Raw genomic sequence first — 17,166 nt, 5'->3', positions numbered from 1 at the left:
GGCGGCGGGCGCGGCCCGTCAGGTCGGCCCCGACGGATCGTCGGGGCCGGCCTGATAGGGAACGGTCAGCCGGCTGATAGGGAACGGTCAGCCGGTGGTGAGGTCCAGGACCGTCACCGAGTGCGCCGGGAGGGTGAGGTGCACGGCACCCTTGCCCACCCGCATCGTCCGGCGTTCCACAGTCACCTCGTCCGGGTGCGAGCTCGCGTTGTGGCTCTCGACGGACGTGCGGTTGGGGTCGTCGTTGTACCCGACGACCTCGGTGACCTCGGCCGTCGAGGCGTGGTGCGACCTCGGCGTGGCGACGTTGGTCCGGACCGCGTCGGTGGCGTTGCGGTTGACCAGGACGACCCGCAGGTGCCCGTCGTCACCGAGGACGGACGTGACCGCCAGGGCCTCGTACTGCGACCCCAGCGAGGTGGGGTCCGCCTGGACCAGCGGGTTGTCGTTCACGTGGTGCGCGACGACGTGGCCGCCGTTCTGGACGACGGGCTTCAGCGCCCGCCGCACCACGGCCTCGGAGGTCTCGACGAAGTCGGGCTCCCCGCCGAGGACGGCGCGCAGGCCGGTCGGGGTCTCGGAGATCAGGGTGTTGCCCTCGGCCCACGGCACGCCGAGGTCGGCGAGCCGGGTCCACTGCGAGGCCATGTACGTGGCGTGCGACATCGCCGTGTTCCAGCTCCGGTAGGCGCGGGTGTCGTGGGGACCGAAGAAGAGCGCGCCGAACTCGGAGGTCGTGACGTAGGCGTCCGGCCGGCCGGCGCCGTCGACCCTGTCGCGGTAGTGCTGCAGGATCCTCGTGGCCTGCGCCTCGCCGATCATCGTCCAGTCGTGCAGCTGCTGGGCGCTGTCCACCGAGGAGCCGAAGTCCCGTCGGTAGTTGGTGTACGGGTGCACGGCCAGGCAGTCGTAGTCGTCGCCGTGTCCGGTGCGGGCTAGCAGCTCGGGCAGCGTCTCGCCGCCGTACCCGCTGTCCTGCGTGATCGGCGCCCAGGTGGCGCACACGTCGATGTCGGGGTCGACGGCCTTCATGGCCTTGTAGATGTCGACGAACCCGGCGTGCGGACCGGAGGTGTAGTCGGCGCGCACGGCCGTCCCGGCGGGCGGCACGGCTCCGTGCGTGCCGTCGCCGAAGGTCACCTCACCGGTCGCGTCGTCGATGACGTAGACGCGGTCGGTGGGGCCGGCGGTGGCCAGCGAGCCGACCTCGGTCCAGGTGGCGCCGTCCACGCGGACGGTCTGGCTGTCCGGCGCGACTGGCGGGTACGGCACGTGCAGCACCTGGCCGCCGCTGCCGTCGGACACGACGTCGTTGCTGACGTCGCAGCCGCGGCCGAGGCGCTGGTCCTCCTGCGGCTGGGACCCGCCGAAGGCGTACTGGTGCATCGCGACCGAGACGTCGGAGGACATCCAGAAGCGCTGCTCCGAGCGGTCGTGCTCGTTGCCGACCTCGAAGTAGCGGACCGGGCGCGGCGCGACGTGCCCGTTCTCGGCGCGCACGTCCGCCCACGCGGTGCCGCCGCCGGGGTTGGTGCCGGCCGGGGCGTTCAGGTACTCGACCCAGTCCGCGGCGTCCTGCGGGGTCTGGAGCGGGAAGGGCACCATGATCGAGGCCTCGGCGCCCATCGCGTCCACGGTCTCGAGGTGCTCGTCCGGGCCGTAGATGCTGTCCCGCGGATCGCCCGAGCGGGCGTCGGTCTGACAGCCGCGCTGGTCGGTCGGGCCGATGGCCCGCTTCCACTGGAACAGGCTGGCCGGGGTCCCCCCGGGGTAGCGGACCAGCCCGATCCCGGCCCGCGCGGTCTTGGCCACCGCGTCGGCGTCGGGCGAGTCGGTCTCCGCGTGCCACAGCCCGTGCGACTCGTCGAACCACTGGTCGTTGTTCACCCCCGTGAGCAGGGGAGAGATCGCAGGTCCCGGCTTGCCGACCTGGATGACCGCGGTCGGCGTCGGGTCGTCGTCGGCGGCGCTGGCCGCCGTGGGCGTGGCGACGAGGGCGCCGAGGGCCAGCACGGCCACAGCGGGTCGCAGCGCGGACCCGAAGGGTGAGCGGGGTGGGGTGGGACGCATGGGTCTCCGTTCGAGGCGTCGTCGGCTCGGGAGGGCGGGCGGCGAAGTCCGCAGCCCGGCTCGGGGTGCCATGATTACAACGTGGTAGCGAGCAGGTCAAGGGGTGCTCGCGGGGAAGTGGGGGGTCCGGACCAGCGCCTTCACCAGTCGTGGGACGCGGACGGTTTCCAACGATGTATTTTTCGGCTACGGTCACCGTCGACCCCCCTTCAGCGAGGAAGGACCCCGCATGTCCCCCACGTCCCGCCGTCAGGTGCTCTCCACCCTCGGACTGCTCGCCGCCACCGGAGCCCTCGGCGCCTGCAACACCGCCCCACGGACGGCAGGAAGCGGCGCGTCGGGCGCCGGCGCCCCCTCGGGCGGCAGCTCCGGCGGGTCCGGCAACCTCGCCTGGTGGGACCAGTTCAACCCGCTGAAGAGCCTGCAGGAGAAGACCTTCGCGGCGTTCACGCAGCAGGGCGGCCCCAAGGTCGACTACACGGTCTACAACCCGAACGACCAGGGCAAGGCCCTCCAGCTCGCCTTCGGCAGCAAGCAGCTACCCGACGTCTTCTCACTCGCCGGCGTCGGTGTCCCGGTCACGGTGCTCCTGCAGCAGGGCTGGTTCTCGCCGCTGTCCACCGCCGACGACATCACCTCCGCGCTCGGCGAGGACACCCTGCTCGACGGCGTGCACCGCTTCGAGGACAAGCTGTACTCCTTCCCCATCTTCAGCCCGCGTCAGTACGACGCGCTGCTGTGGGGGAACAGCGACATCCTCCAGAAGGCCGGGGTGGACCCCGAGAACATGCCCTCCAGCTGGGACGACGTGCGGGCCGCCGCCCGGGCGATCCAGAAGAGCGGCACCGCGGGCATCCTGCTGCCGCTGAAGTTCGCCGAGCGCATGCAGGCCTTCGTCCTGCAGCTCGCGCAGACGGCCGGCTTCAACGGCGTCGTCGGCGGGTCCATGGACGGCATCGACCTGAGCACCGGTGAGTACGCCTTCGACGACGACGCCTTCGTCCAGGCCATCGAGTTCCTCACGGCGTTCCGCACCGACGGCTCGCTGTTCCCCGCGAGCACCTCGCTCGACGCGCGCGCCGGACGGGCCCGCTGGGCCGCCGGGGCCGCCGGCCTGGTCTTCGACGGGCCCTACAACGCGGGCGTCGTGCGCAACGACTTCTCCTCGCTGCTGCCGAAGCTCGCGGTCGGCGGCATCCCGACGGCCGACGGCTCCCCCGCGCAGCTGCTCCACTCCCCCATCGGCGGCACCTTCTGGCTCTCCGGGCAGTCCGACAAGGTGGACCAGGCCTCCGAGCTCATGGTCATGCTCTCCGCGAAGGAGTACCAGCAGGGGCTGGCCGAGGCCATGGACCAGCCGCCGCTGGACCTGGCGGCCGTCGCCTCCTCGCAGGCCGCGCCGTCGTACAAGAAGGCCATCGCGATGTTCGACGAGCAGGTGCGGGTCGGTCCGACCCCCGAGGCGCGCAACCCCGCGGTCGCCACCGCCCTCGGCAAGAAGGCCCCCGTGGAGCCGAGCCTGGGCACGATCATCCAGGGCGTCTTCAGCGGCCAGGTCACGGACGTCAAGGGCGCCCTGACCAAGCTGAGCGACCAGAGCTCCGCGGCCCGGGAGGCCGCCGTCTCCCAGGTCGACGGTGCGTCCGTCAAGGACTGGGCGTTCGGCGACGTGGACCGCTCGCAGGACTTCACCGCGAAGGACTACGCCAAGTGACGGCCTCCACCACCGGCGCGCCGGCCACCGGCGCGCTCGCCCCTCGGCAGGGGCCGCGCCGCATCGGCACCCTGGCGCGGCTCTGGCGGGACCGCTGGATCTACGTCTTCCTCCTGCCGACGCTCGTCCTGTACGGCCTCTACACGCTGTGGCCGGTGGCCGCCAGCTGGTGGTACTCGCTCCTGCAGTGGAACGGGTTCGGCTCGCCGCAGACCTTCGTCGGGCTGCAGAACTACGCGGACGTCTTCCGCGACAGCCTGTTCTGGAACTCCTTCAAGATCACGTTCCTGTTCATGCTCGTCACGGTCCCGGTCCGGGTCCTCATCGGCCTCGTGCTGGCGATGGTGCTGAACCACCCGCGACTGCCGTTCCAGCGCATCTTCCGGACCGCCTTCTTCCTGCCCGTCGTCACGACCACGGCCATCGTCGGCGTGGTCATGCAGTTCGTCTTCGACCCGGCCAGCGGTCCCGTGAACCTGGCCCTCGTCGACTCCGGGCTGCGCGACCAGGGCATCGACTTCCTCGGCTCCTCGAGCACCGCCCTCTGGACCGTCATGGGGGTGCACACCTGGAAGTGGGTCGGGGTCACGATGATCTACTGGCTCGCCGCCCTGCAGACCGTGCCACGCGACCTGCAGGAAGCCGCACAGGTCGACGGCGCGGGCACCTTCAAGGTCTTCCGGCACATCACGTTCCCCCTGCTGATGCCCTTCCTGGTCATCATCACGCTGCTGACCATCGAGCAGAACCTGCAGATCTTCGACCTGATGCTCACGATGACCGGCGGCGGGCCGTACTACTCCACCGAGGTGATCGAGGTTTACATCTACCGTTGGGCGTTCACGACCTCCGTACCGCAGCTGGGCTTCGCGTCCGCCGCGGCCGTCATCTTCGGGGTCATGCTCCTGCTGGTCGGGCTGGTGCAGCTCGCCGGCGTCCGCGCCGCGCGTCGCCGGGCGGGGGTGGTCTGATGTCCACGGTCTCCGCCCCCTCCCGTCGCTGGCGGGTCGGCCGGCGCTCGGACGTGGCCCGCCGTGACGTCTCGCTGCGCCGCAGGGTGCCGGTCTGGGTCCTCACCCTCGTCGTGACGCTCGTCGCGCTCGCCTGGGTCTACCCCTTCGCCTGGATGGTCTCGGCCTCGCTCAAGGACCAGCTCGAGGTGTTCAGCGCCGGTCTCGACCTGATCCCCAAGGTCGCGCAGTGGGAGAACTACCGGCGCGCGTGGAGCGACGCCGGGTTCGGCACCTACATGGTCAACACCATCATCGTCACCCTCGGGACGGTCGTCATCGTCGTCGTGCGCTGCGCGATGGCCGGCTACGTCCTCGCCCGGTACAAGTTCATCGGGCACAAGACGATGCTGCTCGTCCTGGTCGGGACGCTGTTCGTCCCGGCCGGCTACACGATCATCCCGGTCGTCGAGATCACCCAGCGGCTCGGTCTGCTGAACTCGCTCACCGGCATGGTCATCGCCCTCTCCGGCGGTGGCCAGGTGGCCTCGATCCTGCTCTACCTGGGCTACTTCCGCGGGATCCCGCGAGAGCTCGAGGAGGCCGCCATCATCGACGGCGCCGGGTTCTTCACCGTCTTCTTCCGGGTCATGCTGCCCCTGGCGGGACCGGTGACCGCGACGGTGGTCGTCCTGACCTTCCTCAACACCTGGAACGCCTTCCTGCTGCCGCTGGTCTTCACCTTCAGCCGGCCCGACCTGCGCACGCTGTCGGTCGGGATGCAGGCCTTCCTCGGGCAGAACTCCGTGGACTGGTCCGGTATGGCCGCCGCGGCGACCATCTCCATCGTCCCCATCGTGCTGCTGTTCCTCTTCCTGCAGCGCTACTTCTTCGACGGAATCGCAGGAGCCATCAAGTCATGACCGACGCCCCGAACATCCTCCTGATGTGCACCGACCAGCAGCGCTGGAGTGCGCTGCGCGCCGCCGGGAACGACGAGATCGACACCCCCAACCTGGACCGGCTCGCCGGCGACGGTGTGCTGTTCGAGCAGTGCTACGTGCAGAACCCGGTGTGCTCCCCCTCGCGGGCCAGCCTGATGACCAGCCAGTACGTGCCGGTCCACGGCCTGCACGCCAACGGCGTCGACCTCGACCCGGACGCGGACCTGTTCAGCAAGCGGCTCGCCGACGCGGGCTACGACTGCGGGCTGGTCGGCAAGCTGCACCTCGGCGCGTGCCAGGGCGGGCGCACCGAGCCGCGCGTGGACGACGGCTTTCGGGTGTTCCGGTGGGCGCACGACCCGTACCCCGGCTCCTCCGAGAACGCCTACCACCGGTGGCTGCAGGTGGCGCACCCCGACGTCTACGACCGCGCCATCGCGCGCCGTGGTGAGGGGTCCTGGGACTCGGTACGCACCGAGGCCCACTACAGCCGCTGGGTCGGGAACGAGACCGTCGACTTCCTCACCCGCTCGCGGCGGACCGACCGGCCGTTCTTCTTCGTCGCCAACTTCTTCGACCCCCACCACGGGTTCGGCGCCCCGGTTGAGTACGTCGAGCGCTACCACGCGGAGTCCCTCTCCCGGCCGACGACCTACGACGGCGAGCTGGACTCCAAGCCGGACATCCAGGCCGAGGCCTCGAAGCGCTCCTACGCCGGGCACGCCAAGGGCTTCCTGGAGTACTCCGACGAGGAGGTCCAGGACGTGCGGGCCGCCTACTACGCCATGGTCACCCTCGTCGACGACGAGGTCGGGCGGATCCTGGACACCCTCGAGGGCCAGGGCCTGGCCGAGAACACGATCGTGGTCTTCACGAGCGACCACGGCGAGATGCTGGGCGACCACCAGCTGATGCTCAAGGGCCCGTTCATGTACGACTGCGCGGTGCGGGTGCCGCTGCTCGTCCGCTGGCCCGGCGTCACCGAGGCCGGCCGCCGCGTGGAGGAGCTGGTGCAGTGGGTCGACCTCGGGCCGACCTTCCTCGACGCCGCCGGCGTGGACGTCCCGGTCGGGTACCAGGGCCGCAGCCTGCGCCCGCTGCTCGCCGGGGAGGACGACGCCGGCTGGCGGGACTGGGCCCTGTGCACCTATAGGGACAGCGGCCACGCCTACGACCCGGCGGTCCACGTGACGATGCTGCGCCACGGCACGCTCAAGTACGTCGTGCACCACGGCGACCCCGCGACCGCCCGTACCCGCGACGGCGAGCTGTACGACCTCGCGACCGACCCCGACGAGCTGACCAACCTGTGGCACGACCCCGAGCACGCCGGGGACCGGCTGCGCCTCGGCGAGCTGCTGCTCGACGTCCTGGTCGGCGCCGAGGACCGCAGCGGCGCGCGCCTGGCCGACTGGTAGACCACCCCGCGCAACCCACGACTTCGAGAGGCTTCCCCCGTGGACGACGACACGACCACCCTGCACCCGCGCCCGCAGCTGGCGCGTCCCGCCTGGACCGACCTGTGCGGACCGTGGCGGTTCGCCACCGACCCCGACGACATCGGCGTGCGCTCGGGCTGGACGTGCGGGGAGGGCCCGTACGACCGGGACATCACCGTCCCGTTCCCGCCCGAGTCCAAGCTGTCCGGCATCCACGAGGCCACCACGGTGCCCGTCGTCTGGTACTGCCGAGACCTGGACCTCGCCCGCCCGGCCGCCGGTCGCCGCACGGTCCTGCACCTGGGGGCCGTCGACTACCGGGCGCGGGTCTGGGTCAACGGGGTGTCCGTCGGCAGCCACGAGGGCGGTCACACCCCGTTCGCGTGCGACCTCACCGACGCCCTCACCGACGACGGGCCGCAGCGGGTCGTCGTGCGGGCCGAGGACCCGGTCGACGACCCGGCCCAGCCGCGCGGCAAGCAGGACTGGCGCCCGGAGCCGCACGCCATCTGGTACCACCGCACGACCGGTATCTGGCAGCCGGTGTGGCTCGAGGAGGTCGACGACTGCCACGTCGAGCGCCTGGACTGGACCACCGACGTCGCCGACGGGACGGTCGAGGCGCTGGTGCGGGTCACGGCGCCGCACGCCGCCGCGAGCGTCCGGATCGTCATCGCCCTGGACGGCGAGGTGCTGGCCGAGTCCACGGTGGCCATCCGCGGCCCGGAGACCCGGGTGACGCTGACCCTGGCCGCCACGGCGCACGCCCAGGACAGCGGCCACCTGACCTGGAGCCCGGACCGCCCCACGCTGCTCGACGCCGACGTCGAGGTGCTGGGCCGCGGTGGGGACGCGCTGGACCACGTCGACTCCTACGTCGGGCTGCGCAGCGTCGGCTTCGCCGACGGCCGGTTCCTGCTGAACGGGCTGCCCCTGTTCCTGCGGCTGGCGCTGCACCAGGGCTACTGGCCCGAGTCGCACCTGACCGCGCCCAGCCCGGACGCCCTGCGCCGCGAGGTGGAGCTGGCGAAGGAGATGGGCCTGAACGGGGTGCGCATCCACCAGAAGGCGGAGGACCCCCGCTTCCTGTACTGGTGCGACAAGATCGGTCTGCTCGTGTGGGGCGAGATGCCGAGCGCCTACACGTTCTCGACCACCGCGGTCGAGCGGGTCGTGGCCGAGTGGACCGAGATCGTGCGCCGCGACCGCAGCCACCCGTGCGTCGTCACCTGGGTGCCGCTCAACGAGTCGTGGGGCGTGGCACAGATCGCGGTGCGCGAGCAGCAGCAGCACTACGCGACCGCCCTGTACCACCTCACCAAGGCGCTCGACCCGACCCGCCCGGTCATCTCGAACGACGGGTGGGAGCACACCGAGAGCGACATCTGGGGCGTGCACGACTACGCCTCCAGCGGAGACCGGCTCACCGACCGTTACGCGCCGCCGGCCGACCTGGACCGGATGCTGCGCGACCGCCGGCCCGGACGCCGCCGGGTGCTGCTCGGCGACCCGGTGCGCCGCGGGCAGCCGATCGTGCTCACCGAGTTCGGCGGCCTCAGCTACGTGCCCGGTTCGGGTCAGAACTGGTTCGGCTACGCCACCGTCGAGGGTCCGGAGGAGTTCGAGGAGCGGCTGGACGGGCTGATCGGGGCCGTGCTGGACAACCCCGAGCTCGGCGGCTTCTGCTACACGCAGCTCACCGACACCGAGCAGGAGCGCAACGGCCTGGTCACCGAGGCCCGCGAGCCGAAGATCCCGCTGGAGCGCATCCGCGCGATGGTGCAGCGGCCCGCCGCGGCCGTGCCTTCCGAGGAGATCGACGCCAACCGCCGCTCGGCGCGCAGGGCGGCGTCCACCGACGAGGACTGACCGCGCCGCCGCGCTCGGCTACGCCCGCCCGGGCGGGGCGCCCCCGCTGCTCTCCCGCACGACGAGCCGGTGGCTGACGACGACCTCGACGCCGTCGCTGCCGGCCTCGCCGCGCAGCCGCCGCACGAGGAGGTCGACGGCGGACCGGGCGATCGCGGACTTGTCGGGCGCGATCGTCGTGAGGGTCGGCGAGGAGTAGCGGCCGTCCCGGATGTCGTCGAAACCGACGACCGCGAGGTCCTCGGGCACCCGCAGGCCGTGCCGCCGGGCGGCGTGCATGAGGCCGATGGCCAGCAGGTCGCTGCAGCAGAACACGGCGTCCGGTGGCTCGGGAAGCGCCGCGAGCTGCTCCAGGGCGGCGATGCCGTGCTCCGGCACGTACCGGTGGGTCGTCACGACCAGCTCCTCGCGGACCGGCAGCCGCGCCGCCTCGAGGGCCCGGCGGTAGCCCTGGACACGCAGCATCCCGGTGCCCGACCGCCGGTCGCGCGGGGCACCGACCAGGGCCACCCGCCGGCGGCCTTGCGCGAGCAGGTGCTCGGTCGCGGCCTGCCCGGCGGCGACGTTGTCGACGACGACGTGGTCGGCCCCGGCCGGGTGGTCGCGCTCGCCCAGCAGGACCATCGGCGTCGACCCGGCGGCGATCGCGATCTCCCCGGTCGTCATCCCGAGGGGGCTGAAGATCAGGCCGTCCATGGCCTGGGGCCGCAGGCCGCCCGCGACCTGCCGCTCGCGGTCCAGGTCGCCGTCGGTCTGGTCCACGAGGATCGTGTAGCCGTACTCCTCCGCCGCGGCGGCGACCTCGCGGGTGAGCTCGGCGAAGTAGGGGATGGACAGGTCCGGGACGGCCAGCGCCAGCACTCGGGTCCGGCCGGTGCGCAGGGTGCGCCCGCTGGTGTTCGGGACGTACTGCAGCCGGGCGATGGCGTCCTCGACCCGGGTCCGCAGGCCCTCGGAGACGTTGGCCGTCCCGTTCACCACGTTCGAGACGGTCTTCGGCGAGACCCCGGCGAGCCGCGCCACGTCGACCAGACGGGCTCGACCGGAGCCGGGGAGGCTCACGACCTCTCCCCGGCGGCCGCCCAGGCCCGGGCCCGCGGCCAGGCGTCGTCGAACCAGGACTCCTTGGCCTGCGCGTACTCCTCGCTGATCGCGGACCGGGCCGCCGACGCCTGCTTGGCCGCGGCGTACTCCTCCCGCGCCGACCGGTCCGAGCGCAGCCAGTCACGGAACGTGAGGGCGTCCTGCCACCCGGGCGAGCCGACCTCCCGGACGTGCACGTGGGCGACCCGGCCCGGGTCGCAGCTGCCGTGGAACCGCTTCGGCCAGACCGTCCCGTCCGTGCTCCGGTCGTTCTCGACCCCCTGGACCCGCGGGAAGCCCGCCGCGGCCAGGCCGGCGACGAAGGCGGCGTCGTCGGCGTCGGCGAGCCGGCGGACGCCGACCTGGAGGTCCACGACGTCCTCGGCCGGCAGGCCCGGCACGGCCGTGGACCCGACGTGGTCCAGGCTCGCGGCCGCGTCACCGACGGCGTGCCGGACCCGGGCGAGCAGACGGGCGGCGGCGTCCGGCCAGCCGGGGTCGGGCGGGCTGAGCACCGCCGCCGTGAGCCGGCTGCGCACGCCCGAGCGCAGGTTGGTCCGGAACGGCTCGACCCGCTCGTGCCACACCCCCCGGACGGCGGTCTCCAGCGCCTGTGGCGCGCCCTCGTTGTCGAGCACGACGTCGGCCGCGGCGCGCCGGGCGGCGTCGTCGGCCTGGGCGGCGACGCGGGCGCGCGCGTCGTCGTGCATCATCCCCCGGTGCTCGACGAGGCGGGCCACCCGGGTGTCCGCCGAGGCGTCGACGACGACGACGAGGTGGTACTCCCCCGTCATGCCCTTCTCGACCAGCAGCGGCATGTCGTGCACGACGACGCCGTCGTCCGGGACGGCCGCGACCAGCTCGGCGGTCCGGGCCTCGATGAGCGGGTGGGTGACGGCCTCCAGGTCGCGCAGGGCGGCGCGGTCGGCGAACACCCGCCGGCCCAGCCCCGCCCGGTCCAGGGAGCCGTCCGGAGCCAGGACCTCGTCGCCGAAACGCTCGACGACGGCCCGCAGGCCCGGGGTGCCGGGCCGGACGACCTCGCGGGCGACGGCGTCGGCGTCGACGACGTGCGCGCCGAGGGTGCGCAGGACCGCAGCAGCGGTGGACTTGCCCGACCCGATGCCCCCCGTGAGACCGACACGCAGCATAGGGCGACCCTAGCGCTCGGGCTCCGCCTCCCGGACGTCGGCGAGGAACGCGTCGACCGCCGGCGCCCCGTGCGGGCCGTCGAGGCCACGATTGGTGAGCAGCACGGCGCTGCGGTCCGCGGCGGGGTCGACCAGGGCCCAGGTACCGGTTCCGCCCATCCAGCCCACGGCCCCACGGCGCGGGCCCCGGGGGTCGTCCTCCAGCGCCACCGACACCTGCCAGCCGTAGGAGTACCCGGGCGGCAGGAAGTCCGGCGCGGACGTCCGCTGGGCGTCGGTGAGGGCCGGTACGCGGATCTGCTCGATGGCGGATGGGGGCGGGGTGCGCGGCCGCGCCAGCTCGTCGAACACCGCCAGCGTCTCGTCGGCCCGGCCCCAGAGGCCGCTCGCGAGGGTCGGCAGGACCGACGGGTCCGGGTCGCGCGGGTCCACCGGGTACCAGGCGTCCTCGTCGTCCACCCAGAACGCCGGGGCGAGCCGGTCCGGTGGCGGGGCGTCGAAGGAGACCGACGGGGTGCCCAGCGGGCCGGTGACGCGGGCGGCGACCAGCTCGGGCAGCTCGACGCCGCTCGCCCGCTCCAGCACGGTCCCGAGGACGTCCGTGGACGTGTGGTACGCCCAGGCCGCGCCGGGCTGGAACGCCAGCGGCAGACCCGCCAGCCGCGCGAGCAGCTCTTCGCGCGACAGCCGCGGCCCCACCAGGCCGGGATGAACCCCGGCGTCGGCCATCGCCCGGCTCAGCGGGGTGGGCGTCGTGCGGATCCCGAGCCCGCTCGTCGTGGTCAGCAGGTGGCGCGTGGTCATCGGCACCGCGAGCGGCTCCGTGTCGTCCAGGGGGCCGTCCGGCCTGCGCAGCACGCGCACCCCGTCGAGCTCGGGTACCCACCGGAGCACGTCGGCGTCGGGGTCGAGCAGACCCTCGTGCACCAGCCCGGCCGCGAGCAGCGCCGCGACCGGCTTGGACAGCGACGGCAGACGGTACGTCGTCTCCTCGGTGACGGGGTGGCCCGCGCCGTCGGGCTCCGTGCGGCCAGCGACACCGTGTCGCCCCGGCGCTGCGCCACCGAGTAGCCGGGCAGGGTGCCGTCGGAGACCAGCGCGTCGAGGCGGGGCAGGGCGAGGTCGGAGGCCGTCATCGTCGTGCGGTCCCGCGAGCGGGTACCGGGCTCAGTCCTGGTCCGCCAGGCGCTGCGGGAAGCCGCCGGTGGCCACCGGGGACCAGCGGGTCGGGGTGATCCGCAGCAGGGACTTGCCCTGGTCGACCATCGCCTGCCGGTACTCGTCCCAGTCCGAGTGCTCGCCCGCGATGTTGCGGAAGTACTCGACGAACGGCTCGACGTCGTCGGCGGCGTCGACGACCTCGACGTCGCCGTCGACCTGCACCCAGGCGTCGCCGAAGTCGTCGGACAGGACGAGCACGCTGGCGCGGCTGTCCCGGCGCGCGTTGCGGACCTTGGCCCGCTCCGGGTAGCTCGTCACGACGATCCGCCCCGCGTCGTCGACCCCACCGGTCACCGGCGAGGCCTGCGGGCGGCCGTCGGAGCCGCGCGTCGTCATGAGGACCATCCGGTGCCGGGGCCGGACGAACTCCAGGAGCCCGTCGAGGTCGACCTCGTCGTTCGTCGCGATGCTGCGTGCCATGCCCCCAGCCTGGCACGCCGGGCGGCGGGCGCGGCCCGTCAGGTCGGCCGGGGCTCCGCGACCGTGGCGCGCCGCAGGAACCACGCCGCCGCGACGAGGACGGACGCGAGCCCGAAGGCGGACACGCCGCGCACGACGACGAGGTAGAGCAGCAGCTCGGGGTGGAGCCCGGCGCCGAGGGCGTCCAGCGCGAGGGCCGGGCCGCCGAGCACGGGTGCCGCGAGCAGCACCGCCCAGGCCGCCCGGCGCTGGGCCGGGGTGGCGACGGGGGTGGCGTGCTCGACCACCGGCGCGCGGGCCAGGCGCCGCCCGGCCCGGACGAGCACGAGGGCGACCCCGGCCAGACCGCTGACGTACTGCGCGAGGTGCCACAGCGGGAGGCCGCCCATCGTGGTGCCCAGCACCGACCAGCGGGCGACGGCCCAGCCGTCGGCGTGGGTGAACCCGTCCCAGGCCAGGTGGGTCAGCGAGCCGAGGACGACGCCCGGGACCGCCCACAGCCAGACGCGCCCGCCCGGCCGATGCGGCACGGGCGTGCGGGAGCGCACGGCGCGCGGCGAGAGGTCGTGGAGCACCGGTGCGGCCACGACCCACCACAGGGCGACGAAGGCCAGCCCGAGCGCGAGGTCCAAGGTGAGCACCCCGCGCAGCGAGTGCGAGAGCGCGCGGTGGTCACCGAAGGGCACGAAGTACAGGACGTCCGGGACCATCGACCCGACGACGAGCGCGGCGGGCACGGCCCAGGCCGGCCGGCGGTCGCCGAGCGCGGGGAGGACGGCCGCGACGTGGGCCGGGGTGAAGGGCACGGGACCACGCTACGCGCCGACCGGCCGGGTCCCGGCGACCTCCGGAGGACCTCCACACCCCCCGCACGAGGACCTCACGTCGGGGCCGGGGTGGCGGCCGTCAGGACCCGAGCCGCTCCCCGCTCGCCGCGTCGAACACGTGCACCTCGTCCTCGACGGGGCGGACCCGCACGACGTCGCCGACCTCGACCCCGGCGCGCTTCTCGGTCTTGATCGTCACGCGCTCGGCGTCCGGGCCGTCCTCGTCGCCGTCGCCGCGCCGGGCGTAGACGAACGACTCCGACCCCAGCGCCTCGACGAGCTCGACCCGCAGCTGCAGCGCCTCGGTGTCGCTGTCCGGGACGATCCGCCAGGACTCCGGCCGGAAGCCGACGACGACCCGCTCGCCCGCGACGCCGGCGACCTCGCGGTGCAGCGGCACGGGCAGCCCGTGGACCTCGGCTCGGCCGTCGTGCACCCCGGACTCCACGAGGGTGATGGCCGGCGACCCGATGAACGCGGCGACGAAGGTGTTGACCGGACGGTCGTAGAGCTCCTCCGGCGCGGCGACCTGCTGCAGGCGGCCGTCCTTGAGCACCGCGACGCGGTGGCCCATCGTCATGGCCTCGACCTGGTCGTGGGTGACGTAGACCGTCGTGATGCCGAGCCGTCGCTGGAGCCCGGCGATCTGGCTGCGGGTCGAGACCCGCAGCTTGGCGTCGAGGTTGGACAGCGGCTCGTCCATGCAGAACACCTTGGGCTGACGGACGATGGCCCGCCCCATGGCCACCCGCTGCCGCTGTCCGCCGGACATCTGGCCGGGCTTGCGGTCCAGGAGGTCCTCGAGCTCGAGGATCTTCGCGGCCTCGGCCACCCGCTCCTTGGTCTGCGACTTCGGCACCTTGGAGTTGTCCAGCGCGAACGCCATGTTCTGCGCCGCGGTCATATTCGGGTACAGCGCGTAGCTCTGGAAGACCATCGCGATGTCCCGGTCCCGCGGCCGGACGCCCTTCTGGTCGTGGCCGTCGACGAGGATCCGCCCGTCGTCCACCGGCTCGAGGCCGGCGAGCATCCGCAGCGTCGTCGACTTGCCGCACCCGGAGGGCCCGACGAGGACGAGGAACTCACCGTCCTCGATGTCGAGGGTGATCGCGTCGACCGCCGGCGGGACGTCCTTGCCGGAGTAGCGGCGCGTGGCCGCGTCGAAGTAGACCGTTGCCATCCGGCGGCCTCAGAGCTTGGACTTGATCTGGTTGTCGAACACCTGCTGGCTCTCGGCGTCCAGGCCCTTGAAGACCTGGGCGACGTCCTGGCCCTGGGCGATCTGGTCCAGGGCCTTGCCGATGCGGGCGCCGCCGCCGGGGAGGAAGACGCGCGCGTTGTCCTGGCTGCGGGTGTGCGGCAGCTGGTCGATGGCGGTCTTGGCGTTGGGGTTCTTCTCCAGGTAGGACTTCTCGGCCGGCTCGTCGACGGCGGACTTGCGCACCGGCATGTAGCCCGTGGCCTGCGAGAACGTCACCGTGTTCTCGGCGTTGGTGAGGAAGGAGATGAACTTGGCCGCGTTGGCCTTGCGCTCGTCGGAGATGTTCGCCGGGACCGCGACGCCGGCGCCACCGGTCGGGCAGTTGTCGGTGCCGGGGAGGAAGGCGGTGCCGACATCGAACTTCGCGTCGGTGCTGATGCCGCCGAGCGAGCCGGTCGACTGCAGGATGCAGGCCGCGAGCCCCGCGGAGAAGTCCGCCTCCGGGGTCGCGTTGAACTTCACGACGCCGTTGTCCGCGAGCCCCTGGAGGAACTGGCCGGCCTTGACCGTCCCCGCGCTGGAGAAGGTCGGGGTCCACTCCTCGCTGTAGGCGCCGCCGAAGTCCCACGCCATGTTCTGGAAGTACCAGTCGAGGTAGTTCGAGCCGTCGGCGAGCTCCATGGCGAACTTGCCCTTGCCCACCGAGGACTTGAGGGCGTCGGACCACTCCTGGAACTCGGGCCAGGTCTTCGGGCCGCGGTCGGGCAGACCGGCCTTCTTCCACAGCTCCTTGTTGTAGTAGAAGAGCGGCGTCGAGCGGGAGTACGGCAGGGCGTAGTGGCCGTCGGAGTACAGGTAGTCCCCGTAGAGCGCGTCGACGTAGTCGCTGGTGTCGACCGACGCCGCCGACAGCAGGTCGTCCAGCGGGGTCAGCTGCTTGTTGAGGGCGAAGTTGAACCACGTGACGTCGGAGACGACGACGACGTCGGGCTGCTGACCGCCGACGAGGGCCGCGTTGAACTTCTGCGCGACCTCCTCGTAGTTCTTGCCGGCGTCGACGAGCTTGACGGTGAGGTCGGGGTTCTCCTTCTGGAACGCCGCGATGATCTTCTGCTCGGTCGGCTTGCTCGTCCCGGGGTGGTTGCTCCAGAACTCGATGGTGTTGCTGTTGCCGCCACCGCCCCCGCTGTCGCCGGTGCCGCTGGTGCCGGTGCCGGCGCAGGCCGAGAGCCCGGCGGCGACGCCGGTGGAGCCGGCCAGCCCGAGGAAGCCGCGGCGGGTGAGGTGGTTCATGAGGAAGCCTTCCGTGTCGTCGGGCCGAGGCGGCCCGCTGCGTGGTGGGTGGTTGGTGGTCAGCTCTTCACGGCCCCCGCCGTGAGGCCCTTGATCATCTGGCGCTGGAGGACGAGGAAGAGGACGAGGACCGGCAGCATCGCGAGGACGGTGCCGGACATGACCGGGCCCCAGTTGGTGACGCCGTCGTTGTTCTGGAGCAGGGTGAGGCCGACCGGGAGGGTGGCGGTCCGTTCGTCGTCGGACATGAGGAACGGCCACAGGTACTCGTTCCACTCGTTGACGACCGTGATGAGCGAGAACGCCACGAGGGTCGGCCACGACATCGGCATGACGACGCGCCACAGCAGCTTGAGCGGGCCCGCACCGTCGAGCCGTGCGGCCTCGATGATCTCGGTCGGCAGGCTGAGGAACTGGTTGCGCATGAGGAAGGTGCCGAAGGCGACGCCCGCGAGCGGGACGATGATCCCCTGGAAGGTGTTGCGCCAGCCGAGCTGCGCGACGAGCGCGTAGTTGCTGATGACGGTGATCTGGTTCGGCACCATGAGCGCCGCGATGACGACGAGGAAGACGATGCTGCGGCCCGGGAAGCGCAGCAGGGCCAGGGCGTAGGCGCTGATGACCCCGAGGACGATCTTCGAGGCCGACAACACGATGGTGACGATGAGCGAGTTGCGCATGTAGTCCAGGAACGGGATGCGCGTCGTCACGTCGTGGTAGTTCGCGGTCGTCCCGGGGTCCGGCATCCACTGCGCCGGCCGGACGTAGATGTCCTGGCGCTCCTTGAGCGAGGTGATGAGGATCCAGAACAGCGGCACCGCGATGAGGAGGACGACGAGGACCATGCCGACGTAGCCGGCCACGGTCATCGCCGGGCTGCGGTGGTCGGCCGCCTCGGCGCCGTGCGCCAGGCGGGGGCGGCGGCGCAGCCGGCCGCGGGGCTCGGGCGCCTCGTCGGTCCCGGCGACGGGGGCGGGCTGCACG

The 17,166-nt window shown here is 72.5% G+C and carries 13 protein-coding genes and 1 pseudogene; 5 read left to right on the top strand and 9 right to left on the bottom strand.

Features of this window, described 5'->3' with window-relative positions:
• Window positions 1-87: 87 nt before the first annotated feature.
• A complete protein-coding gene (locus EPD83_RS04210) occupies window positions 88-2,013 on the bottom strand; it encodes a hypothetical protein (RefSeq protein ID WP_128365881.1) in 1,926 nt (641 codons plus the stop codon).
• A gap of 286 nt (window positions 2,014-2,299) precedes the next feature.
• On the opposite strand from EPD83_RS04210, the gene EPD83_RS04205 reads away from it, so the two are divergent.
• Genes EPD83_RS04205 through EPD83_RS04185 form a run of 5 tightly spaced genes read left to right on the top strand, consistent with a single transcriptional unit; the run spans window position 2,300 to window position 8,986 of the window.
• The gene (locus EPD83_RS04205; RefSeq protein WP_128365882.1) at window positions 2,300-3,784 is read left to right on the top strand and encodes an ABC transporter substrate-binding protein; all 1,485 of its coding nucleotides are present in this window, start codon (window positions 2,300-2,302) and stop codon (window positions 3,782-3,784) included.
• Complete coding sequence (locus tag EPD83_RS04200) at window positions 3,781-4,755, top strand: carbohydrate ABC transporter permease (protein WP_235950336.1); 975 nt, start codon at window positions 3,781-3,783, stop codon at window positions 4,753-4,755. Before EPD83_RS04205 ends, EPD83_RS04200 begins: the two co-directional genes overlap by 4 nt.
• A complete protein-coding gene (locus EPD83_RS04195) occupies window positions 4,755-5,657 on the top strand; it encodes a carbohydrate ABC transporter permease (protein ID WP_128365883.1) in 903 nt (300 codons plus the stop codon). The genes EPD83_RS04200 and EPD83_RS04195 overlap by 1 nt, the downstream gene beginning before the upstream one ends.
• Window positions 5,654-7,096 carry a sulfatase-like hydrolase/transferase gene (locus EPD83_RS04190; RefSeq protein WP_128365884.1) on the top strand — a complete coding sequence of 481 codons (1,443 nt, stop codon included), beginning with the start codon at window positions 5,654-5,656 and terminating at the stop codon, window positions 7,094-7,096. The genes EPD83_RS04195 and EPD83_RS04190 overlap by 4 nt, the downstream gene beginning before the upstream one ends.
• Window positions 7,097-7,135: 39 nt before the next feature.
• Window positions 7,136-8,986, top strand: a complete 1,851-nt coding sequence (locus EPD83_RS04185) for a glycoside hydrolase family 2 protein (protein WP_205859404.1) — start codon at window positions 7,136-7,138, stop codon at window positions 8,984-8,986.
• An 18-nt stretch (window positions 8,987-9,004) separates the two neighbouring features.
• On the opposite strand, the gene EPD83_RS04180 is transcribed toward EPD83_RS04185, so the two are convergent.
• From EPD83_RS04180 to EPD83_RS04145, 8 genes and pseudogenes are all read right to left on the bottom strand, one after another.
• Window positions 9,005-10,048 (bottom strand): LacI family DNA-binding transcriptional regulator, encoded by a 1,044-nt coding sequence (locus EPD83_RS04180; protein ID WP_128365885.1) that lies wholly within the window; start codon window positions 10,046-10,048, stop codon window positions 9,005-9,007.
• Window positions 10,045-11,220 carry a dephospho-CoA kinase gene (gene coaE, locus EPD83_RS04175; protein WP_128365886.1) on the bottom strand — a complete coding sequence of 392 codons (1,176 nt, stop codon included), beginning with the start codon at window positions 11,218-11,220 and terminating at the stop codon, window positions 10,045-10,047. Before coaE ends, EPD83_RS04180 begins: the two co-directional genes overlap by 4 nt.
• 9 nt (window positions 11,221-11,229) lie before the next feature.
• A pseudogene (locus tag EPD83_RS04170) lies at window positions 11,230-12,222 on the bottom strand (serine hydrolase domain-containing protein); the annotation flags it as partial.
• 165 nt (window positions 12,223-12,387) lie between these two features.
• On the bottom strand, window positions 12,388-12,861 hold the full coding sequence (locus EPD83_RS04165) for a PPOX class F420-dependent oxidoreductase (protein WP_165566247.1): 474 nt from the start codon (window positions 12,859-12,861) through the stop codon (window positions 12,388-12,390).
• A gap of 38 nt (window positions 12,862-12,899) precedes the next feature.
• Window positions 12,900-13,667: a DUF4184 family protein gene (locus EPD83_RS04160; RefSeq protein ID WP_128368663.1), complete on the bottom strand. Its 768-nt coding sequence runs from the start codon at window positions 13,665-13,667 to the stop codon at window positions 12,900-12,902.
• Window positions 13,668-13,767: 100 nt separating this feature from the next.
• On the bottom strand, window positions 13,768-14,868 hold the full coding sequence (locus EPD83_RS04155) for an ABC transporter ATP-binding protein (RefSeq protein WP_128368576.1): 1,101 nt from the start codon (window positions 14,866-14,868) through the stop codon (window positions 13,768-13,770).
• Between the two features lie 9 nt (window positions 14,869-14,877).
• The gene (locus tag EPD83_RS04150) at window positions 14,878-16,182 is read right to left on the bottom strand and encodes an ABC transporter substrate-binding protein (protein ID WP_128367358.1); all 1,305 of its coding nucleotides are present in this window, start codon (window positions 16,180-16,182) and stop codon (window positions 14,878-14,880) included.
• A gap of 59 nt (window positions 16,183-16,241) precedes the next feature.
• Complete coding sequence (locus tag EPD83_RS04145) at window positions 16,242-17,165, bottom strand: carbohydrate ABC transporter permease (protein ID WP_235950335.1); 924 nt, start codon at window positions 17,163-17,165, stop codon at window positions 16,242-16,244.
• Window position 17,166 lies beyond the last annotated feature (1 nt).

Origin of the sequence: Phycicoccus flavus (genome assembly GCF_004025965.2) — a bacterium.
Taxonomy (GTDB): Bacteria; Actinomycetota; Actinomycetes; order Actinomycetales; family Dermatophilaceae; genus Phycicoccus; species Phycicoccus flavus.
Note: the sequence above shows the minus strand (reverse complement) of the source record. Positions and strands in the feature narration are given on the sequence as shown.